The following is a 21,416-nucleotide window of genomic DNA, read 5'->3' on the forward strand; positions in this document are numbered from 1 at the left end:
GGCCCTAGTCGTTGATAGCGGCCTGTTCGGCCTCGGCGGCCAGTTCCTGCAGGTCCTGATAGCGGTTGCCGATGCGCGGATGCAGGCGGCCACCGTCGGCGGCGCCCAAGGCCACGACGATCTCGTCATGGCGAGGCGCATCCTCGATACGCATCTCCAGTGTGACGTAGTGCGAGCGAAAGCCCTCGTCGTGCTTGTGCATCATCGGGATCTGAATCGAGGTGCCCGGCCCGCCGCGCTTGTTGGTAAAGCTCAGGTAGCTCTTGGCGCCTACGGCATCGCGATAGTGATTGCCGAAGCGCAGGGTATGAATGACCGCCGAGGCATGCTCGATCTCTCCGTCGGCGCCGACCACCGCGGCCTTGCCATATGCCTCGATGGCATCGCCATCGATCTCCTTCAGGATCATCTCGACGATCTGCTTGCCGAGGGCCGAGCAGCCGTGGCGGATTTCCGGCGCCAGGTCCTCGACGAAGCCGCGGCCATGCCAGGGGTTCGCGATCACCGCCGCCACGCCGAGCATGGTCACGGGGCGCTCCCCTGGCTTGCCACCCTCGCGGTAGGTCGTCTCGCGGTAGGTCGCGATCTTGCGGATTTCAAAGCTCATCATCGTCTCCATTGATTCGGCCTACGCCGGAAGACATACGGCCACAGGCATCGTCGGTTTTGGTATACCGTAATACACTGCATTGAGGACGGCAAGAAACAATCGCTCATCAGGCATTCGTCTGAAGCCTGCGAAAGATCATTATCTTGTTTTATCATATTGTTTTAAATGAGTTTTTATCAGATTCTTCAGGACGGTCTGGATGGCGGCAGAGAAAAAGTCTTTGCATGTCGTAATATGGTATACCAAACTGCGAGGCGAGCCACTGCTTCCTCCGGTAGGGAAGCGCGGTACCCATGGCTCGATACACCTTTGGATTCGTGCGGCGCTCCAGGCGCCATTGTGATAATGACAAGAGACATCCAGGGAGAGCTTCCCCATGCAAGACTCTCGACAGGCGACTTCAAGGCACGGCTTGTTTGCCGGCGTGGACAGGACCATGGCGATCGCTTCGATAGCGATGGTGGTCGCTTTCGTCCTCTTCTCCGTACTGCAACCGGTGCTGGCCAACAGCATTTACCAAGGCGTGAAGCAGTTCATCGAACAGGAACTCGGCTGGTATTACATTCTCACGGTCAACGTGGTGCTGATCGTCGTGATCGGTATCATCGTCAGCCCCTATGGCAAGTTGCGTCTGGGCCGCGACAATGAGCGCCCCGAGTTTTCCAACTTCACCTGGTTCGCCATGCTCTTCAGCGCGGCGGTGGGGACCGGGCTGCTGTTCTGGAGCATCGCCGAGCCATTGAGTCACCTGCAAGGCAATCCCTTCATCGCCATGGCCGGCGTGGAACCCCATACCATGGAAGCGGCGCAGACGGCCTTGCGTATCACCATCTTCCACTGGGGCTTGCATGGTTGGGCGATCTATATCCTGGTCGGCACCATCCTGGCCTACTTCGCCTATCGCCGGGGGTTGCCGCTGACCATCCGTTCGGCGTTCTACCCTCTGCTGGGTGAGCGCATCCACGGACCGATCGGCCATGGCATCGATCTGCTGGCGATCTTCGCCACCTTGTTCGGCACCGCCACCACCCTGGGGCTCGGGGTGTCGCAGATGAACGCCGGCCTCAACAGCCTGTTCGGCATGGAAATCACCAGTGCCAATCAGGTCCTGCTGGTACTGGGTGTCACCGTGGTAGCGACCCTCTCGGCGGTGTCCGGGCTGAAGAAGGGCATTCGGCTGCTTAGCGAATGGAACATCTATCTCAGCATGATCCTGTTCGCGTTCTTCATCCTGGCCGGCCCCACCATCTTCCTGTTGACCATCTTTACCACCAGCGTGGGCGATTATCTGACCCACCTCGTCGGCATGGGCTTCTGGACCAGCCCCGATCCCGAGAGCCAGTGGCAGGGCTGGTGGACCCTCTTCTACTGGGGCTGGTGGCTGTCCTGGGGTCCCTATGTCGGGATGTTCATCGCACGCATTTCACGCGGTCGCACCATCCGGGAAGTGCTGTTCGGCGGCATGCTGGCCGCGACGCTGGGTGCGATGGTGTGGATCGTGATCTTCGGCGGTACCGCCTTGCACCTGCAGCTGGTCGGCGGCGTCGATCTGGCCACGGTGGCGAACGACGATGTGACCAAGGTGCTGTTCCAGACCATCGCCGCGTTGGATGTGCCCTGGGCCACCACGTTCATGATCGCGATGGCGACACTGATGATCATTACCTGGTTCGTGACGTCTGCCGACTCGGGCACCCTGGTCATCTGCACCATCCTGGCCAAGGGCAACCCTCATCCACCTCAGCTCTATCGGGTGATCTGGGGCTTGGGCCTGGGTGCCACCTCGGCCGTGTTGCTGTTGGCCGGTGGCCTGGAAGCGCTGCAAACGGCGGCCATCGCGGCGGCACTACCCTTTTCCCTGGCGCTGCTGATCATGGCCTACTGCATGATCAAGGCACTGAGCGAGGAAGGTCGCGATGCCACGATAGCCGCCAAGCTAGCCGAAACGTCGTAACGCCCTTCATTAGGAGAATCGAGAGATGCAGTTTTCGCTATTCCTGCACATGGAACGCTACTCCGAGCAAGAAAGCCATCGGCAGCTGTTCGAGGAGCTCTGCGAATTGGTGAGGATTGCCGAAGCCGGGGGATTCCGTACCGCCTGGATCGGCGAGCATCACGGCATGCAATTCACCTCGTCGCCGAGCCCGATCGCGCAACTGGCGTACCTGGCGGCCAAGACCGAGCGCATCCGCCTGGGCGCCGGTACCTTCGTTGCCCCCTTCTGGAACCCGATCCGCCTGGCGGGCGAAGCGGCCATGCTCGACCTGATCAGTGGCGGTCGCCTCGAGTTCGGTATCGCGCGTGGCGCCTACCAGTACGAGTTCGATCGCCTCACCGATGGCATGTCGGCGGCGGATGGCGGCCAGTCGTTGCGCGAGATGGTGCCGGCGATCCGTGGGCTGTGGCAGGGCGACCATGCATACAGCGGCGATGTCTATCGCTTCCCTGCCACCACCAGCGTGCCCAAGCCGGTGCAGTCGCCGTTGCCGCCGATGTGGATCGCCGCTCGCGATCCCAACTCCCATGATTTCGCGGTCAAGAACGGCTGCAACGTGATGGTCACGGCGTTGATGAAAGGCGACGAGGAAGTGGCCGATCTGGCGCACAAGTTCGATACCGCCTGTGCCAAGCATCCCGAGGTGCCCCGCCCCGAGCTGATGTTGCTGCGTCATACCTATGTGCATGAAGAGAGCGATCCGCAAGGCTGGCGAAAGGGGGCCGAGGCGATCAACCGCTTCTATCGCCACTTCCTGGCCTGGTTCAAGAATGACCAGCAAGCGATCGACGGTTTCTTCGAGCCCGTGTCGCAGGCGTCGGTGGCCGACAACCCCGAGTTCTCGCTCGATGGCTTGCATCGCAACATGATGATCGGCACGCCGTCGGAGCTGGTCGAGCGGCTCAAGGGCTACGAGGCCCTGGGGATCACCGAATACAGCTTCTGGACCGATAACACCCTGCCTTTCGAGGACAAGAAGCGTTCGCTCGAGCTGTTCATTCGCGAGGTCATGCCGCACTTTCGCTGATGACGGTGAGGAGGCCTCAGGGTCGGTCCCTGGGTGGCCGCGACGGGGTGGTGAGGTCGCGGCGCTGCAGTGTCACCACCAGTGCTGGGGATAACGGCGGTGTCGAGCCAGGTTGTTGACGAGTATGGCGACCGACAGCATCAGGACGCAGGCGGTGGCGACCGGCATCAGGGCGTAACTCCAACTCAGGGAATGCAAGTCGTTCGAGCCGATCACGGCGATCAGTGCGGTCGCTCCGCCGGGGGGGTGCAGGGTATGGGTCAGCTGCATGACCAGGATGGCCGTCGATACGGCCACCGCCGCCGCCAGCCAGGTATCCCCCAGCCACTGCCAACTGAGTACGCCCACCAGTGCCGATAGCACATTGCCGCCTAGCACGTTGCGCGGCTGGGCCAACGGGCTCTCCGGCGCGGCGTACAACAGCACCGAGGTCGCCCCGAAGGAACCGATCATCAGCAGGGAATGCGATGGCAAGGTGAGTTCACTTAGCCAGCCCACCCCCGCCATGCCCAGAAAGGCACCGATCCATGACCACAGGGCATCACGCCAGCAGGGTGGCGTTCGCTCGGCGGGCGCTCCCTTCATCTTGTTGAGATACGTTCTGACCATTGGCCGCTTGATCGAGTCAAAAGCGGCCTATCTTGCCAAAAATAGCCTGCTAATAGAACGACCTGCATAGATGTTTTCGCGACATTCCGCCGTGGAAATGGGCGTACGGTCTGAGCCACTGGAGCGTCATCGGCGCTGAAGGTATTCCTTCAGCGCCATGGCATTGTTGTATTCCGTCTCCTTGGCGCCGAACACCAGGGTCAAGGTGCGGCCGTCGCATTCTGCCAGCATCTCGTCGATGGCCCGCTGCTGCTTCTCGAGTTCGCGGTGGTAGCGATCGATGAATTCCTCCCAGCGCTCGGGGTCGTGCTTGAACCACTGGCGCAGCCTCTTGGAGGGGGCGAGCTCCTTGCGCCATTCGTCGAGCTTGAGCGCCTCCTTGCGCCGGCCGCGCGGCCAGACGCCATCGACCAGCACGCGGTATCCATCGGCGTCTTCCGGCTCGTCATAGGCGCGCTTGCACTGGATCGTCCTGGGCTGCGTCATGCGTGACCTCCCGTGTGAAACCGCCCCGGTCGAGAGGACCGTTGGCGGGTGGTCCTGACGGACACTATAGGTGGCCTTGGACCGATTTTAGAACACGCTCACCCCAGAGGAACCATCCCCAAGGCCTTGGCATCGAAGACAAGAGCCTTCGGACAGAAGGCGCGGGACTCGTCTGCCGCAGTGCCGTGTTTTGGCATATGTTGTGTTTTATGTTCTATGATTCCATATATATGGTAGCTGAGCGTTTGATACGAAATGCCCGTTCCTTGATATGGGTCATGTCTCCGAGGGCCGGTTCCGGCCTAGCATGAGCCGCTATTCAGGGTACTGGTCATCGTCGATTCCGGAGACTCCTACATGAGCACTTCCACCAAGGCCGCCAAGACGTCCAACGAGGTGCCGCTGCAGGCGCCCTCGCGCGATATCTGGGATGCCAAGTATCGCCTCAAGGACCGTCATCAGCGTGCGGTGGACAAGGACATCCCGGCGACCTTCGAACGCGTGGCCCGAGCCCTGGCCGCGGTCGAGGGCGACCAGGCCGAAGCCTGGCTGCCGAAGTTTCGCTGGGCGCTGGAGAACGGCGCCATTCCGGCCGGGCGGATCCTCTCCAACGCTGGCGCCGACGACTACAAGCCGTCGGTGAGCCTGATCAACTGCACGGTGTCGCGAACCATCCGCGATTCGATGCAGGAGATCCTCGACGCGGTAGTGGACGCCGGCATGACGCTGAAGAGCGGTGCCGGGATCGGCTACGAATTCTCCACCCTACGCCATAAGGGGGCCTATGTATTCGGGGCCGGGGCCGGCACCAACGGGCCGCTGGCGTTCATGGATATCTACGACAAGATGTGCTTCACGGTGGCCTCGGCGGGCGGTCGCCGCGGCGCCCAGATGGCCACCTTCGATGTCGGCCACCCCGACGTGGAGGCGTTCATCGAGGCCAAGCGCGAACCCGGCCGCCTGCGTCAGTTCAACCTCAGCCTGCTGATCGCCGACGAGTTCATGGAGGCGGTGAAGCAGGACGCCGACTGGCACTTGGCCTTCCCGCTGCATCCCGGCGAGAAGGATGACGTGAAGCCCGAAGACCTCATCTACCGCGACTGGCCGGTGATCGAGGACGGTTACACCGTCGACGACCAGGGCCGCGTGGCCTGCCGCATCGTGCGCACCGTCAAGGCGCGCGAGTTGTGGGACACCATCATGAGCGCCACCTACGACTACGCCGAGCCGGGCTTCGTCCTGATCGACCAGGTCAATCGGCTGAACAACAACTGGTTCTGCGAGGAGATCCGGGCGACCAATCCGTGTGTGACGGCGGATACGCGACTGCATACCCAGTTCGGCCAGGTACCTATCGGTGAGTTGTATCGACTGGGCAGCGATCTTCAGGTAACGACGGACAAGCGGGCCCTCGAGAGTGGCGACAAGGGCGTCGAAACCCGCTCGGCCGTGCCCGCCTTCATGACCGCCGGCGACGCGGATGTCTATCGGGTGGTGACGCAGGAGGGCTACGCAATCAAAGCCACAGCGTGGCACGATTTTTATACTGATCGCGGCAAGATTCCCCTGAAGGACCTCGAAGTAGGCGATCGACTCTGGGTGCAGTCCGGCAAGGGGCAGTTCGGTGACCAAGGTAATGAAAAGCTGGGAACCCTGTTGGGTTTGATTGCCGGTGACGGTCATTTCACTCACCGAGGCAAGGATCAGGAAGCGGTCATCGTCAACTTTTGGGGTCAGGATCGGCCGTTGGCCCAGGCCGTTTCTGATCACATCAATGATCTGATTGCCAGTGCAGCCAAGTCCTCGCGGGTATATCGAGTGTCGCCGGTGGCGGTGCCTGAGCGTCGGCATGTCTTTGTTCGCTCGATCATCCTCGCACGCTTGCTGGAGCATTACGGTTTTACCCGCAAGACCAAGCTCTCGGTACCGGAGGTGGTGTGGCGTGGCAATGAAGATTGCGTCAAAGGTTATCTGCGCGGCCTTTTCCAGTCGGATGGCACCGTCAATGTATCGGGCAAGAGCCAGAGCTGTTCCATTCGCCTGGCTTCCAGTCAAGAGAGTCTGCTGAAGGATGTGCAGGCCCTGCTGTCTAACTTCGGTGTGTTCAGCCGTATTCACCAGCGTCGCGAGGCGGGCATGCGCACCCTGCCCGACGGCAGGGGCGGCACTCGCGAATACGATTGTCAGGCGGATCACGAGCTGATCATCGATGGTGAGTCGCGCGAGCGGTTCATGCAGGAGGTTGGCTTTCTGCTCGATTACAAGAATCACAAGTATCGGGAGTGGGCGAGTGACAAGGTGTTGCGCAAGACGCAACCCTTCGTAGCCCGCGTGGCGTCCATCACTCATGTCGGCCGCGAGCCGGTCTTCGATACTACCCAGTTCGATAAAAATACCGTCATTTTCAATGGGTTGGTGACGGGGCAATGCGGGGAGCAACCGTTACCGCCGGAAGGAGCCTGCCTGCTCGGTTCGGTGAACCTGACCCGCTTCGTGATCGAGCCGTTCGGCGACAAGCCGCGCTTCGACTGGGAGCGTTATCGCAAGGTGGTGGCGATCTTCACGCGCATGCTCGACAACGTGGTGGAGATCGCCGGCCTGCCGCTGCCGGGCCAGCGGCGCGAACTCGAGGCCAAGCGTCGCCACGGCATGGGTTTCCTGGGGCTGGGCTCGACCCTGACCATGCTCAAGATCCCCTACGGCTCGGAGGAGTCGCTGGCCTTCACCGACGAGGTGAGCAAGGTGCTGGCCATCGAGGGCTGGCGTCAGGCGTTGGAGCTTTCCCGCGAGAAAGGGATGGCGCCGATACTCGCCGAGGACTTCGAGATCACGCCCAGGATGCTGCGCGAGCGCCCGGAGCTGGCCCATGATGGCTATGAAGCCGGCGACAAGGTGCCCGGACGCATCCTCCACGCCCGCTACAGCCGTTACATGCAGAAGATCGCCGAGGCGGAGCCCGAGCTTGCTGCGGCGCTGGCCGAGCACGGCGCGCGCTTCACCCACCATTCGTCGATCGCCCCCACCGGCACCATCAGCCTGTCGCTGGGCAACAATGCCTCCAACGGCATCGAGCCGTCGTTCTCGCATCGCTATTTCCGCAACGTCATCCAGTCGGGCAAGAAGTCCAAGGCGCAGGTCGAGGTGGTGTCCTTCGAGCTGGCGGCCTATCGCCACTTCGTGGCGGCCGACGCGGTGGAAAGCGATCTGCCGGACTACTTCGTCACCGCCGACGCGGTGACCCCGGAGCAGCACGTGGCGGTGCAGGCGGCGGCGCAGGCCTGGATCGACTCCTCGATCTCCAAGACCGTCAACGTGCCGACGGCCTTCCCCTACGAGCAATTCAAGGATCTCTACCTCCAGGCCTATGCCGAGAAGCTCAAGGGCTGCACCACCTTCCGCTTCAATCCCGAGGCCTTCCAGGGAGTGCTGGTGCGTGAGCATGACCTCAAGAGCACCACCTATGTGTTCGAGCTGGAGAACGGCGAGACCCTGGAGCTCAAGGGTGACGAGAAGGTGATCTACGACGGCGAGGAGCATACCGCCGCCAACCTCTACGAGGCCCTGAAGGAGGGCACCTATGGCAAGTGGTAAGAGCCGCGCGAGCTGCCCCGGTGTCGACCCCCAACTCTCTGCAGGAGCCCGCTGATGGCCGTCGAAATCAACTCGAAGATCGTCTCCCTGAGCGTCAAGAAGCCGACGCAGGAGGAGGCGCCGCTGTCGGATGAGAACCCGCTCACGGTGCGCATTCCCTCACGCCCGGAAGGCACCCTGGAGGCAGTCTCGGAGAAGATCGCCTACGTCGGCGCCGAAGGTCGCAGGAAGGTTTACGTGCTGGTGGCCTTCATGCCGGTGGAAGGCGTGCTGAACGGCAAGCGGGTGGTGATCGAGCGCCCGGTGGAGTTCTTCTTCCCCTCCGGTCAGTTGTCCAGCGAGCACCAGTGGATCACCGCCACCATGCGCAGCCTGTCGCTGGCGGCGCGCGGCGGCTACGTCACCCAGGCGCTGGCCGACCTGCGCAAGGTGACGTGGGACAAGGGCCTGGTGCGCTGCGGGACCAACCGCTGGGGCAAGCCGATGTTCCACGATTCCGAGGTCGCGGCGATCGCCTGGTCGATCCAGCAGATCCTCTATCGGCGTGGCTTCGTCGATATCGACGGCAACCAGGTGCCGGTCGACGAGTTGGTCAACCGCTACGCCCATCGCATGGCCCACGGCCACCCCTGGCAGCCGCCCGAGCCCGAGGAGGTCGCTCGCCAGGAACGGCAGGCGCAGGAAAATAGCGCCGGCCCGGTGGTGGTCGGGCACTGCCCGGAATGCCGCGGCGAGCTGATCATGATGGACGGCTGCCCGACCTGCTATGCGGGGTGCGGCTGGTCGAAATGCGGTTAGAGGTGTGCTTGGCCGTGTTGCTCAGCCGGGAGGGCGTCCCACGAGCTGGTTCGGGTCACCGTGAGGATAGTCGGGAGCGAGAAACAGGCGTCCCTCGATGCCCTCGGCTGATGCGGCGCGTCGGATGGCCGCTCTGCCTTCCAAATGCGTCACCAGGCGTGTGAGACTGGGAAGCTCGTTCCAGGGGATATCGCGCAAGGGGCTGTCGAGAGGATAGAGCTGCATCCAGCGAATCAGGCAGGCCAGATAAGGATCGAGCACGCTGGGGCCGCTCGGCAGCAACCCGGCCCCCTGGCCGTGGCCGGCAAGCCCCTCGAGCATCGCTAGATGCTGCTGAATCCGGCGACCCAGCCTATCTCTGAGGCGCGGGATATCTTCGCCCTCGGCATAGCGCCAGGTGTAGAAACGCACCCGCAGGTCGGCATGCAGGGTGTTGGAAAGGTAGAACAGCCAGGCGAGGAACTCGCCTCTTGGCGCTGGATGGCTGATCCGGAGGCTGTCGTGCCGCTCGCTCAGATGCAGCAGGATGGCCCCCGTCTCGAACAGGGTCATCCCTTGGCTCTCGTCCACCAGCACCGGCAGCAGCCCTTGCGGATTCAGGGCCCGAAACGCCGGATCGTCGAGGCCGCCGCGGGCACGGTCGACCCGCACCTCCTGGTAAGTGGCGCCGACCTCTTCCAGCACCATGCGGACCACGAGGTTGGCGCTGTCCGGCGAATAGAACAGCCGGTAATCCAGGTGCTCGCTCATTGGCCGCATCCCGAGCCGTGTTTACAGATATTGGTAACGTAGCAGCCGGTACTTGATGCGCTCCAGAATGACCTGGTCGATGATGGCCGCCAGCACCGCGATGACCAGGATGTTGGTCATCACCCCGGTCATATCGGCGATCTCGCCGGAATAGGCCAGGGACTTGCCCAGCCCGGCACTGAAACCAACGATCATCTCTGCCGAGATCAGGGCTCGCCAGGCGTTCCCGAAGGCCAGCTGGGCACCGGTGATCAGTTCCGGTGTGACGGCGGGGAAATAGATCCGCTTGAGCATCTGCAGTCGCGAGGCGCCCATCACGCGTGCCGCGGCGATGTGGACCTTTTCCACGCTCTCGGTGGCGTTCATCACGCTCAGCGCCGTGGGGAAGAAGGCACCCACGGCGACCACCACGATGATGGGCATATTGCCGAAGCCCATCAGGATCAGAAACAGCGGCACCCAGGCAATGGAGGGGATGGACTGCAGGATGATGATGGCGGCCTTGAGGGGACTGCGCACCGCGTTCAGTGTGCCGCCCACCAGGCCGAGCACGACGCCAGCCAGCAAGGCGGCGCCGTAACCGGCCCCCAGCCGTCCCATGCTGTTGCCCAGGCCCTGATAGAATTCGCCGCTACCGAGTTCCTGCCACAGGCGTATCACGGCCACGTGGACGTCCGGCATCAGGAAACTCGGCAGGAACCAGGCCGCCACCTGCCAGAAGAACAGGATAACGGCGATGGCCACCACATAGGCGCGTTTGTTGGCAACGCCGTTTGATGGGGTGTTCGTCATTGCTTAAAGCCTACGCTCTTCTTGCCAGGACAGGTCCAGCAAGGCATCCACATCGAAGGGCTCGTCACCGGGCAGAATGCCCTGGGCCTGCATGATGTCCGCGAGCTCCTTCATGCGCTCGATATCCGCTTCGGTCAGCTTGGCGCTGAAGTCGTTGGTCTGGATGGCCTGCTCGATCACGGTTTCGCTGCGAATGTCACCCTGATCGCGGGTCTCCACGATCGGCCCCTTGATGAAGTAGCTGGTAATGTAGGGAGCCGCCTTGGCGGGCTCGTTCTCCAGCATCTCGATGGCCTCGCGCTGCGCGTCCATGGCGGCCCACAGCACCTCCCTGCGGTTCTCGAGCGTCTCCCCCGAGGTGATCACCACCATGCAGGGGAAGGGCCAGACTTCGCCGATCTCGAAGATCTGCTCGACCGGTGCCTGCAGTTGGGCGAGGCGATCGTAGGGCTCGAAAAGGAAGGCCGCATCCACACGGCCTCCGACCAGTGACTGGACTGCCACCGAGGGTGCCACGCCCATGATGTTCAGGTCATCGGACGTCAGGCCGGCGTCTTCGAGCATTACCCCCTTGAGCACGATGTCGGCGGTACTGCCCTGCTTCTGGGAGGCCAGGCTCTTGCCGCGCAGGTCGGCGACGGTCTCGATGCCGGAGTCCTCGTGCACCAGCAGCGAATGGTAACCGCGCTGGGCGCCACCGACGATCTTCAGATCGGCACCGCGTGCCGCCCAGGTAAAAGCGTTGGAAAAGCCCAGGACGCCGATATCCAACTGACCGCCGACGATGCCCTTGATCAGGTCGGTGCCCGAGCTGAACTCGATGAGCTCTGCCTCCAGGCCATACTTTTCGTAAAGCCCCGCCTCGTAGGCCAGCATGGCCTGGGCATCATCCATGACACGCACATAGCCGACACGGAAGCTCTCGGCGGCCATGACAGGGCTGGCCAGTACCAGGGCCAGCAGGGGGGCGATCAACCATCGGCTCATGCGGTTTCTCCTTTCGCGAGGTGTTGCTCGGTCGCGGGGACGTCGGTATCGATCCCCAGCAGGGTCAAGACTTCTCGTCGGATGTCGGCGAAGGCCAACAGATCATGGGTCTTGGGAATGTGACCCAGTTCGAACTCGCGCAGCACCCGCGCCGGCCGGTCGCTGAAGACCAGCACCCGGTCGGCCAGGTAAAGGGCCTCGTCCACGTCATGGGTGACCAGCACCACGGTGGGGCGCTCTGCCTCGATGAGCTCCTTGAGCACGCTTTGCAGGGTCATGCGCGTCAGCGCGTCCAGGGCGCCGAACGGCTCGTCGAGCAGCATCACCTTGGGCCGTGCGATGAAGGCACGGGCGAGGGCGCAGCGCTGCCGCATGCCGCCTGAGACCTGGTGCGGGTAGTAATCCTCGAAGCCACCCAGCTTGACGCGTTCCAGCCACTGGCTGGCCTGCCGGCGCGACTCGACCGCCGGGTGGTCCTGAAATTCCAACGCCAGGGCGACGTTTTCCTTCAGGGTCATCCAGGGGTAGAGCGCATGTTCCTGGAACACCAGGGTGCGCTCCGGCGCCGGCTGGCTGATCGCCTGTTCCTCTGCGTAGACCGTGCCCTGGGTGGGGTGCTGCAAGCCCGCGACCATGTGCAGCAGCGTGGACTTGCCGCAACCGGAGGGCCCGACGAGCGCCACGATCTCTCCATCGACGATGGTGTTGTCGAACCTTTCGATGACGTTCAGGTCGCCGAACGACTTGGTGACCTGCTCGAACTGGAGTTTCATATGGTTTTCCGGAACAAGATTATATTCCAATAAAGAATAACGCTTACCGTAATTTATAACCTTTTTCTCAGAATTGAAAGTGCCTTCGAAATCCGTGTTTGCTGATTCAAGCCGAGGCCGTCCAGCGTATCGCTCAGACCGGGACGGCCGGCCGCGTCCTTACTCCCATCAGGATCAGCAGTGCTGCCAGCAGCAGCACCAGGCCACTGGCGCCGAATGACAGCCCCCATAGGGCGACCATCGCCGCATCCACCAATCAGGAAGACATCGCGCTAGCCGACGATATCGCCGAAATAACTGCCCAGCGGGGCGGCGGCGATCGTCGCAACGGAAACCCCGCTGAACATGATCGACAGCGCGCGCCGCCGGTCAGGCGGGAGGAGCCTACGGCAAGGTCCTGCCATGACCGATCCTTCCCCTGCCGCAAGCCCGAACGCCATCCTTTCACCGCCGATGGCGAGGTCCAGGCGCTGCGCTACATGAACATGGTCGGCGGCTAGGCTTCGCTGACATTGCTTGCGTTGCGCGCGTCGACGTCTCGGAGCAAGGCCTTCAATCCATCAGCTTCTCGAGGTTGATCGGCAGGTGGCGGATGCGCTTGCCGGTGGCGTGGTGCACGGCGTTGGCGATCGCCGCGGCCACGCCGGTCAGGCCGATCTCGCCGATCCCACGGGCACCGAATTCGTTGCAGCGGAAGTCGGGATAGTCGAGCAGTTCGACGTCGATCTCGGGCATGTCGGCGTGCACCGGCACCCGATAGTCGGAGACATTGGCATTGACCAGCCTGGCATCGCGCGGGTCGTAGTCGAGCCGTTCCAGCAGTGCCATGCCGATACCCATGACGATGGCGCCCTCCACCTGATTGCGGGCGGTGGCGGGGTTGATGGCGCGCCCCACGTCGATGCTGCTGACCACACGCGCCACGCGCAGTCGGGAGATGCCCGGGTCCCAGCGTACCTCGACGAAGTGCGCGCCGAAGGAGCGGAAACCGTACTGCTTCCTTTCGTTGCCGGGCTTGGCAGACCCCGATCCGTTGACACTGGAGAGGCGTTGTCGGCCGAGTATTTCGGCGTAGCTCGCGCGTCGGTCATCGGTGACCAGCGCGCCTTCTGCGACGCGGATCGATTGCGGGGCGACGCCATCGAAGGTGCTCCCCGGCCTGGTGGCGACTTCCTTGAGGGCATGCAGGGCATCGCGCACGGCGGCCGCCACTGCCGGCAACGTTGTCGCGGTGGTCATCGAGCCGCCGGAAAGTGGACCGGCGGGCAGGCTCGCTTCGCCGAGTTTCACCTCGACCTTCTCCACTGGCAGCCCGCTCAGTTCGGCGGCCGCCTGGGCGACCACGGTATAGGTGCCGGTACCGATGTCCTGGGTGCCGCAGGCCACGAACAGCGAGCCATCGGCACGCAGTTCCACCCGCGCCTCGCACGGTTGGCGCCCGGCCGACCAGGTCGCCGAGGCCATGCCGTAGCCGATGATCTCGTCGTTGTCGCGCATCGAGCCGATGGCCGGGTCGCGCGATTTCCAGCCGAAACGCTTGGCCGCACGGGTCAGACACTTGTCGAGTTGCTTGCTCGACCAGGGGAGACCGCTCTTGGGGTCGGATGCGGCATAGTTGAACAAGCGCAGTTCCACCGGGTCCATGGCGAGTGCGATCGCCAACTCGTCGATGGCGGATTCCAGGGCATAGAGGCCGGAGGTCTCGCCCGGGGCACGCATCATGCACGGCGTGCCGTGATTGACCGCCACAATCCGTTGCGTGGTGGTGACGTTGTCGCAGGCATAGGCGCTGGGAGTGGCGTTGCCGCAATGATCGACGTAGCGGTCGACCCGCGCCGTTTCGGTCGTGCTGTCATGCATGATCGAGGTAAGCCGTCCGTCGCGCTCGGCACCCAAGCGAATGCGTTGACGCGAAGCGGGCCGGTTGCCTCCATTCATCATGTCCTGCTGTCGCGGCACGACCACTTTCACTGGCCGGCCGAGCATGCGAGCGGCTGCCACGGTCGCGACGGCGTGCGGCCACATGAAGAGCTTGTTGCCGAAGCCCGAGCCGATGTAATGGGAAATGACCTCGATGCTCTCCTGCGGCATGGCGAAGACCCGCGCCAAGGCATTGCGCTGATAGATCACCCCCTGGGTCGCTTCATGCACGACCAGGCGCTGCCCCCCGTCACGCCATTCGGCCAGCGTGGCGTGCATCTCCATCGGTAGATGACTCTCGGCCTCGATGCGATAGGTCTCGTCCACGGTCACCGGCGCGATCTGGAATGCGGCGGCGGCATCGCCGCGGGAATAGCCGGCATCGTCGAGCAGGATACCTTCGGCCTCGCTCAGCAGCAGGCTCGGCATGGCATCGTCATCGTGGCGGTAGCGTGCGGTCACGCGGTAGGCGGCGGCGCGGGCCTGCTCGAAGGTTTCCGCCACCACCAGGGCCACGTATTGGCCATGGTAATGGATGCGCTCGTCCTCGAACGGTAGCCGCTCCTCGCTGACCCGGTCACCATGCTTCAGGCTGTTGGGCGAGCGGTGGAGAGCAGGAAAATGGCCGTGGTGCAGGATATCGACGACACCGGGCATGTGGCGTGCCGCGTCCAGTTCCAGCGACTCGAGGCTACCGTGGGCGATGGTCGCCGGTACCGGATAGCCGTAGAGCATGCCGTCGACATGCAGCTCGCCGGTATAGTCGGCGTGGCCGGTCAGCTTGTCTTCGCCGTCGACGCGCGGCGTGCGCTGGCCGACGATAGCGGGGTCGGTGAGATCGGTCACGGGTGGCCCTCCTTGGCAGCACGAGCGGCATCGCGCAGGGCGCGCACGATGGCCTGGCGTGCCAGCGGGATCTTGAAGGCGTTGTGCGACAGCGGCTCGGCATCGGCCAGGGCGGCATCCGCCGCTTGCCCGAACACGGCCCTATCGGCGGGCTGGCCCTCGAGAATCGCCTCGGCTTCGTGGCAGCGCCATGGCTTGGTGGCGACGCCACCCAGTGCCAGCCGCGCTTCACCGATCATCTCCTCGTCCAGCGAGAGCATGGCTCCGGCGGAGGCCAGGGCGAATTCGTAGGAGGCGCGGTCGCGTAGCTTGATATAGGCCGCGCCCAACGGCTCGAGTGGAGGATCCAGGGTCACGGCGACGATCAACTCGTCGTCGGCGAGTTCATGCTCGAGATGCGGCGACGTCCCGGGCAGCCGATGGAAGTCGGCGAAATCGATTTCGCGCTCGCCGCGTGGGCCGTGGAGCGTCAAGGTGGCCCCGATGGCCGCCAGGGCCACGCACATGTCGGAGGGGTGCACGGCCACGCAGTCGTCGCTACCGCCGAGCACGGCATGCATGCGGTTGATGCCGTGCCGGGCGTCGCAACCACTGCCCGGCTCGCGCTTGTTGCAGGCCGCGGCGACGTCGCGAAAATAGGGACAACGCGTGCGCTGCATGATATTGCCGGCGGTGGTGGCCATGTTGCGCACCTGGGTCGAGGCACCCGCGAGGATCGCCTGTGACAGCAGGGGGTAATTCGCCGTGACTTCCGGATGGTGAGCCAGCGCGGTATTGGTCACCAGCGCGCCGATGCGCAGGCGATCGTCGGCGAGGCGTTCCACCAACGTCAGTGGCAGGGCATTGATATCGATGACCCGAGCCGGTCGCATGACATCGAGCTTGACCAGATCGAGCAGCGTGGTGCCGCCGGCCACGAAGGCGCTGGCCGGTTCGGCCCGACGGGTGGTCAGCGCCTGTTCGAGGCTGCTGGCGCGGGTGAAGGCGAAGGTCCTCATGGGTGGCGCTCTCCCAGTCGCTTCTCGCGCGACTCTCCGTGCTTCCGTTGGCGCGCCTCCTGAATCGCCTCGAGAATGTTCTTGTAAGCGCCGCAGCGGCAGATGTTGCCGCTCATTGCCTCGCGCACCGCGGCATCATCGTCGGCGATGCGTGGATCCTCGAGCAGCGCCACGGCGGCCATGATCTGTCCCGGGGTGCAGTAGCCGCACTGGTAGGCGTCGTGGTCGAGAAAGGCCTGCTGGACCGGATGCAAGCGGCCCCCTTCGGCCAGCCCTTCGATGGTGATGACATGTTGGCCTTCGCACATCACGGCCAGGCGCAGACAGGCGTTCATCGCCAGGCCGTCGACATGCACGGTGCAGGCGCCGCACTGGCCGTGGTCGCAGCCTTTCTTGGTGCCACCCAAGTGCAGCCGTTCACGCAGTACGTCGAGCAGGATGGCGTTGGGGGGAACATCGATGCTGAGCGGGGCTCCGTTCAGCGTCAGGTGGACGGACACGGTCTCGTGAGGGGGACACTCCATCATACCGGCACCTCATCGAGGTCGTCGGCGTGTCGTGCGCCGCTGAGGCGCGGGAGGCGCCGCGACCCTGTGCAAAGCGAGTGACTTTCACCCTAGGCGAGGACGGCGGGGGCCACAAGTTGTCTGCTGCCGATCCGCACCGCGTTCCATGCGGCGCTTGCCTGGGCACCACTGCCGGCGTTGAAAGCCGTGCCGTGCGAAGCCCCGGCCAAGCGGCTCGTTTACTTCTACTTTTGGTAGATGAGTCGAGTCAAAGGCACATCAACAACAAGGAGCCAATCATCCATGTCATCGATCCCTCGTTCTCCGCTCAAGGCCATGGTGTCGGCGTGCCTACTGAGTGCGGCCACCCTGGCCGCCACGGCCCAGGCGGCGACTACCGTCAACCTCAGCTACAACGGCGCGCCCGACCCCGACAAGAATGCCGTGCACGTCTTCGCCACCAACCTCAAGGATCTGGTGGAGGAGAAGACCGATGGTGAGCTCGAGCTGAAGCTCTATCCCAACAGCCAGTTGGGCGAGGAAGAGGAGCGCATGGAGCAGACGATGAACACCCCCAGCCTGAACGTGGCGTCCTTCGCCGGGATGTCGCCGCTGGTCCCGGAGATCTTCGTCAGCGCCATCCCGTTCCTGTTCGAGGACTTCGAGGATGCGCGCACCTTCTTCGATGAGGGCGAGTATTGGCAGGAGGTCGAGAACGCCCTGCGCGAGCGCACCGGTATCGAGTTGCTGGCCGTGGTCGAGGAGGGCGGCTTCCTGGCCTTCACCAACAACCAGAGGCCGATTCATTCGCCGGCCGACTTCGAGGGGCTGCGCTTTCGCGCCATGGACCCCAGCCAGGTCGCGCTCTACGAGGCCTTCGGCGCCTCGGGCACGCCGATCCCCTGGACCGAGGTCTACATGGCGCTGCGCACCGGGGTGGCCGACGGCCAGATGAACCCGCCGATGTACATCATCCTGGGTAGTCTCTACGAGGTGCAGGACTACCTGACCCTGGCCAACATCCAGTACTCCGACCAGTTTTTGGTCGGCAACGGCGAGATGATCGACGGCTGGGACGCGGACATTCGCGAAGCGTTCCTGGAGGCGGTCAATGAGGCCACTATCATGGCCCGCGAGCACAACGAAGCCAAAGTGGACGAGCGCATCGCCTACCTCGCAGAGCAGGGCATGGAGGTCATCCGGCCCGCCAGCGAGGACCTGGCGGCGTTCCGCGAAATCGGGCAGCCGGCCTATCTCGAGTGGCTCACCGAGGAGCAGGACATCGACCAGCGCTGGATCGACATGGCGCTGGAAGATGCCGGCATGACACAGCTGGCCGAGTGATCGCCATCGCCTAACGGCAGGGAGCTCGTCTCCCTGTCGGTCTTCCCGCTATGCTCTTCTCGTCAAGTCAGGGATGCCGATATGACATCGCTTCGCTCGCGGGTGCTGGCGGTCAGCCGTCCCGTGTCGCTGTTCGTCGCCAGTGCGCTGCTGCTGATCAACCTGGCCGTGATCCTGTATGGCGTGTTCATGCGCTACCTGGCCGGCGGTGCGCCGATCTGGACGGACGAGCTGGCGCGTTTCCTGATCATCGGCAGCGTGATGCTGGCGGCAGGCGCGGTATGGGTCGAGGGCGGCCATATGCGCGTCGCCCTGATCGAGCGCTTGCTGCCCGCCCCGCTGTGCCGCCTGCTCCATCTCTACCAGTGGCTGCTGACGCTGGGCCTGGTCATCGCCGGAGCCGTGTTCAGCTATCGCTATGCCCAGTCGGTGGCGATGTTCACCACCTCGGGCCTGGGCATCAGCCGCACCGTGCCGATGCTGTCGCTGCCGATCGGCTTCGGCCTGCTGGCCTGGCAGGCGTTGTGGTACGGACCGGCGCCGCTCCCGTCCCAGGCGGAGGAAGCCGTATGACCCTGACCATGCTCGTGGTCTTCCTGGCGCACGTATTGTTGGGCCTGCCGCTGTTCCTGGCCTTGCTGACCACGGCGGTGGTCGGCTTCCTGTTCGTCGATCTGGCGATGCTGCCGCGCATGCTGCCGCAGCAGTTCTTCGGCGGCATCAACGTGTTCTCGCTGATGGCGATTCCGCTGTTCATCCTGGCCGGCAACCTGATGAACGCCAGCGGCCTGACCGAACGGCTGATGGGACTGGCGCGGCTGTTGGTGGGGCACCTGCGCGGTGGCATGGGGCACGTCAACGTGGTGTCGAGCGTGTTCTTCGCCGGGGTCAATGGCTCGGCGGTAGCCGACACCTCGGCGCTGGGCTCGTTGCTGGTGCCTTCGATGCGCAAGGAGGGCTATTCGACGGCCTTCGCGGCCGGACTGACGGCCGGCAGTTCGCTGATCGGGCCGATCATTCCGCCCAGCATCTTCATGATCCTGTATGCCTCGCTGACCAATACCTCGGTGGGCGACCTGTTCCTGGGCGGCGTGATCCCGGGCCTGATCCTGGGTATGGCGTTCATGGCCATGAACGCCTGGTATGCCTGGCGTCGGGGCATGACGACACGCGGCCAGTGGCCCTCACTCGGCGAACTGGGCATGGCGGCGATCGGGGCGCTACCGGCGCTGATCGCGCCATTCATCATCGTCGCCGGCATCGTGATGGGCTTCGTCACGCCGACCGAGTCGGGGGCGCTGACCGCGCTCTATGTCGCCCTGTGCGGCGTGCTGCTGGGGCAATTGCGGCTGGCGGACTTCTGGAACGCGATCGTCGTTACCACGCGGCTGACGTCGGCGATCTTCCTGATCATGGCCGCCGCGGCGACCATCAGCTGGTTGCTCTCCTATGCCCAGGTACCGGCGCAGTTCGTGTCGCTGCTCGCGCCCTATGTCGAGCAGCCGGTGATGATCCTGCTGCTGCTCAGTGCCATCACCTTCGTCACCGGGATGTTCATGGAAGAGGTCTCGGCGCTGATGCTGCTGACACCGATCTTCTCGCCGGTGGCGATGATGGCAGGCATCGACCCGGTGCATCTGGGCATCATCATCACGCTCAATATCACCATCGCTTTGATCACGCCGCCGATGGGTGCCTGCGTGTTCGTCGCCGCCGCCGTCAGCCGGCTCGAGATCACGGCGCTGTTCCGCACCATCTGGCCGTTCGTGTTGATGGCACTGCTGGTGCTGCTACTGCTGATCCTGTTTCCCGGGCTGACGCTGTGGCTGCCCTCGGCGCTCGGCTAGGCCCTGACGCTTGCCCCGATCTGGAATTCCCACATGAAGACTTCCGAAACCGCCAAGACACCGATTCCCCACCTCGCCGAGCCGTGCTGGGACGACGTGAGCCGCCTGCCGATCGAGCCTGGCGACGAGCCCCTGGTGCCGATGAGCCTGGCGCCCGAGCCGGTCAAGGTGTTTCCCGCCTATGCCCGGCTCGGCATTCCCGGCGCGGTGCCGGAGTGCTATGTGCGCGAAAGCGTCTACCGACGCCTGCTGTTGGTAGCGCGCGCGCTGCCGCCGGGTACCGGCCTGGTGGTGCTGGATGGCTGGCGCCCCTGGCGGGTGCAGCAGTACCTGTTCGATACCCTGTACGAGACCATCCGCACCCACCACCCCGAATTCGACGAGGAAACGTTGCTCGAGCGTACCCGCGAGTTCATTTCGGTGCCCAGCCGCGACCCGTCGGCGCCGAGCCCGCACCTCACCGGCGGGGCGGTGGACGTGACGCTGTGCGACGCCGACGGCCTGATGCTGGAGATGGGCTCGCTGTTCGATGAGGCGAGTCCCGCTTCGCACAGCGATTTCCTCGAGCGGTCGGATGACCTCGACGAACGCCAGCGCCGCGCCCGCGACCATCGTCGCCTGCTCTATCACGCCATGCATGCCCAAGGCTTCACCAACCTGCCCAGCGAGTGGTGGCACTACGATTACGGCGACCAGTTGTGGGCCCATTATGGCGGCCACGTCCAGGCAATCTATGGCCCCACCGAACTGGATACCATCGAGAATCGCTGGCGACGGCAGTGATAAGTAAACGCTACCTCGAGCGAGGGGGAGGCACTTCGGCGGCGTCTCGTTGGCTCCGTCCACCGAGTCGACAGAAATACCCTCATTTTTGGAGGGTATTTCGGCAATCAGACCAGGATCTGGTTGGCTAATATCTCAACCACCAATTGTTAATAAAACAAAGATTAATGTTTCTTTTGTTTTCCTTTGGGTGCATTTAACATGCACAATGTTACGACACTGGACGATTGTCACAGGGAACGGTGGCTAGGAGGAGCTTGAATGCTGGTACCCGCTATCGCTGTTGTCATAGCCGTAAGCGCCATAGTTACTGTGTGTGCGTGTCTTCTGGTTCGGGGCAATAAAGACACGGATCAGGAGTAACAAAATTAACAAAAATTAAAGCAGGCCTTTCTCAAGAGGCCTGCTTTTCTTTTAGGCAGTGAACTGCCGTCAATGGCACGCGCTCGCCTTTTGTTCAACCCAAGCCCTTGCTGCCAAACTTTGCATTTATGCAAGATCGATTTTCAAATTCTGCCAATTTATCTCCGCGAACGAACAGGCTATCGTCATAATCAGGTGGCAAGGACAGGGGAATACGCCCCGTCACTGCAAACTGGACAACGTCGAGTCGGGGAGAAGGCGCCATGTTCTATACGGGAGATCCTGGCCTGCGGGCGATCGAACGACAAAACCTGCGGCTGCGTGCCAGGATGTTTGGCAGGCTGTTGCCACGACTGGGACGCGGTGTCGTCTCGCTGGCGAGAAGGTTGT

19 protein-coding genes are annotated in these 21,416 nt (G+C 63.4%); 9 read left to right on the top strand and 10 right to left on the bottom strand.

Annotated elements, in window-relative coordinates; translation table 11 throughout:
* Window positions 1-4: 4 nt before the first annotated feature.
* On the bottom strand, window positions 5-607 hold the full coding sequence (locus ACFOEV_RS10130) for an amino acid synthesis family protein (RefSeq protein ID WP_386773466.1): 603 nt from the start codon (window positions 605-607) through the stop codon (window positions 5-7).
* Between the two features lie 379 nt (window positions 608-986).
* Here ACFOEV_RS10130 and ACFOEV_RS10135 point away from each other — a divergent pair, with 379 nt between their 5' ends.
* Entirely contained in the window at window positions 987-2,564 is a 1,578-nt protein-coding gene (locus tag ACFOEV_RS10135) for a BCCT family transporter (protein WP_386773468.1), read from the top strand.
* A gap of 25 nt (window positions 2,565-2,589) precedes the next feature.
* The gene (locus ACFOEV_RS10140; RefSeq protein WP_386773470.1) at window positions 2,590-3,633 is read left to right on the top strand and encodes an LLM class flavin-dependent oxidoreductase; all 1,044 of its coding nucleotides are present in this window, start codon (window positions 2,590-2,592) and stop codon (window positions 3,631-3,633) included.
* A 72-nt stretch (window positions 3,634-3,705) separates the two neighbouring features.
* On the opposite strand, the gene ACFOEV_RS10145 is transcribed toward ACFOEV_RS10140, so the two are convergent.
* Both ACFOEV_RS10145 and ACFOEV_RS10150 read right to left on the bottom strand, forming a co-directional pair.
* Window positions 3,706-4,242 (bottom strand): HPP family protein, encoded by a 537-nt coding sequence (locus ACFOEV_RS10145; protein ID WP_386773472.1) that lies wholly within the window; start codon window positions 4,240-4,242, stop codon window positions 3,706-3,708.
* A 126-nt stretch (window positions 4,243-4,368) separates the two neighbouring features.
* On the bottom strand, window positions 4,369-4,728 hold the full coding sequence (locus ACFOEV_RS10150; RefSeq protein ID WP_386773474.1) for a DUF488 domain-containing protein: 360 nt from the start codon (window positions 4,726-4,728) through the stop codon (window positions 4,369-4,371).
* 357 nt (window positions 4,729-5,085) lie between these two features.
* On the opposite strand from ACFOEV_RS10150, the gene ACFOEV_RS10155 reads away from it, so the two are divergent.
* Window positions 5,086-8,319, top strand: coding sequence for an LAGLIDADG family homing endonuclease (locus ACFOEV_RS10155; protein ID WP_386773476.1), 3,234 nt, complete (start codon window positions 5,086-5,088; stop codon window positions 8,317-8,319).
* Between the two features lie 54 nt (window positions 8,320-8,373).
* Window positions 8,374-9,117 carry a ribonucleoside-diphosphate reductase gene (locus ACFOEV_RS10160; protein WP_386773478.1) on the top strand — a complete coding sequence of 248 codons (744 nt, stop codon included), beginning with the start codon at window positions 8,374-8,376 and terminating at the stop codon, window positions 9,115-9,117.
* Between the two features lie 21 nt (window positions 9,118-9,138).
* Here the strand turns inward: ACFOEV_RS10160 and ACFOEV_RS10165 are convergent, their stop codons facing one another.
* From ACFOEV_RS10165 to ACFOEV_RS10180, 4 genes are read right to left on the bottom strand one after another with little or no spacing between them, the layout of a single operon-like run.
* Window positions 9,139-9,867, bottom strand: coding sequence for a glutathione S-transferase family protein (locus ACFOEV_RS10165; protein WP_386773480.1), 729 nt, complete (start codon window positions 9,865-9,867; stop codon window positions 9,139-9,141).
* A 21-nt stretch (window positions 9,868-9,888) separates the two neighbouring features.
* The gene (locus ACFOEV_RS10170) at window positions 9,889-10,659 is read right to left on the bottom strand and encodes an ABC transporter permease (RefSeq protein WP_386773482.1); all 771 of its coding nucleotides are present in this window, start codon (window positions 10,657-10,659) and stop codon (window positions 9,889-9,891) included.
* Between the two features lie 3 nt (window positions 10,660-10,662).
* Complete coding sequence (locus ACFOEV_RS10175) at window positions 10,663-11,646, bottom strand: ABC transporter substrate-binding protein (RefSeq protein WP_386773484.1); 984 nt, start codon at window positions 11,644-11,646, stop codon at window positions 10,663-10,665.
* The gene (locus tag ACFOEV_RS10180) at window positions 11,643-12,419 is read right to left on the bottom strand and encodes an ABC transporter ATP-binding protein (protein ID WP_386773486.1); all 777 of its coding nucleotides are present in this window, start codon (window positions 12,417-12,419) and stop codon (window positions 11,643-11,645) included. Before ACFOEV_RS10180 ends, ACFOEV_RS10175 begins: the two co-directional genes overlap by 4 nt.
* Before the next feature lie 98 nt (window positions 12,420-12,517).
* On the opposite strand from ACFOEV_RS10180, the gene ACFOEV_RS10185 reads away from it, so the two are divergent.
* Window positions 12,518-12,919, top strand: coding sequence for a hypothetical protein (locus ACFOEV_RS10185; protein WP_386773488.1), 402 nt, complete (start codon window positions 12,518-12,520; stop codon window positions 12,917-12,919).
* Window positions 12,920-12,971: 52 nt separating this feature from the next.
* On the opposite strand, the gene ACFOEV_RS10190 is transcribed toward ACFOEV_RS10185, so the two are convergent.
* Genes ACFOEV_RS10190 through ACFOEV_RS10200 form a run of 3 tightly spaced genes read right to left on the bottom strand, consistent with a single transcriptional unit; the run spans window position 12,972 to window position 16,710 of the window.
* A complete protein-coding gene (locus ACFOEV_RS10190; protein ID WP_386773490.1) occupies window positions 12,972-15,185 on the bottom strand; it encodes a xanthine dehydrogenase family protein molybdopterin-binding subunit in 2,214 nt (737 codons plus the stop codon).
* Window positions 15,182-16,183 carry an FAD binding domain-containing protein gene (locus ACFOEV_RS10195; RefSeq protein WP_386773492.1) on the bottom strand — a complete coding sequence of 334 codons (1,002 nt, stop codon included), beginning with the start codon at window positions 16,181-16,183 and terminating at the stop codon, window positions 15,182-15,184. Before ACFOEV_RS10195 ends, ACFOEV_RS10190 begins: the two co-directional genes overlap by 4 nt.
* The gene (locus tag ACFOEV_RS10200; RefSeq protein ID WP_386773494.1) at window positions 16,180-16,710 is read right to left on the bottom strand and encodes a (2Fe-2S)-binding protein; all 531 of its coding nucleotides are present in this window, start codon (window positions 16,708-16,710) and stop codon (window positions 16,180-16,182) included. Before ACFOEV_RS10200 ends, ACFOEV_RS10195 begins: the two co-directional genes overlap by 4 nt.
* A 282-nt stretch (window positions 16,711-16,992) precedes the next feature.
* Here ACFOEV_RS10200 and ACFOEV_RS10205 point away from each other — a divergent pair, with 282 nt between their 5' ends.
* The 4 genes from ACFOEV_RS10205 to ACFOEV_RS10220 all read left to right on the top strand — a co-directional run bounded on the left by ACFOEV_RS10205 (window position 16,993) and on the right by ACFOEV_RS10220 (window position 20,663).
* Window positions 16,993-18,033 (top strand): TRAP transporter substrate-binding protein, encoded by a 1,041-nt coding sequence (locus tag ACFOEV_RS10205; RefSeq protein ID WP_386773496.1) that lies wholly within the window; start codon window positions 16,993-16,995, stop codon window positions 18,031-18,033.
* An 81-nt stretch (window positions 18,034-18,114) separates the two neighbouring features.
* Window positions 18,115-18,606: a TRAP transporter small permease gene (locus tag ACFOEV_RS10210; protein WP_386773498.1), complete on the top strand. Its 492-nt coding sequence runs from the start codon at window positions 18,115-18,117 to the stop codon at window positions 18,604-18,606.
* Window positions 18,603-19,880: a TRAP transporter large permease gene (locus ACFOEV_RS10215; protein ID WP_386773500.1), complete on the top strand. Its 1,278-nt coding sequence runs from the start codon at window positions 18,603-18,605 to the stop codon at window positions 19,878-19,880. Before ACFOEV_RS10210 ends, ACFOEV_RS10215 begins: the two co-directional genes overlap by 4 nt.
* Before the next feature lie 33 nt (window positions 19,881-19,913).
* On the top strand, window positions 19,914-20,663 hold the full coding sequence (locus ACFOEV_RS10220; protein WP_386773502.1) for a M15 family metallopeptidase: 750 nt from the start codon (window positions 19,914-19,916) through the stop codon (window positions 20,661-20,663).
* The last annotated feature ends 753 nt before the right edge of the window (window positions 20,664-21,416 follow it).

Origin of the sequence: Litchfieldella rifensis (assembly GCF_042646605.1) — a bacterium.
Lineage (GTDB): Bacteria > Pseudomonadota > Gammaproteobacteria > Pseudomonadales > Halomonadaceae > Litchfieldella > Litchfieldella rifensis.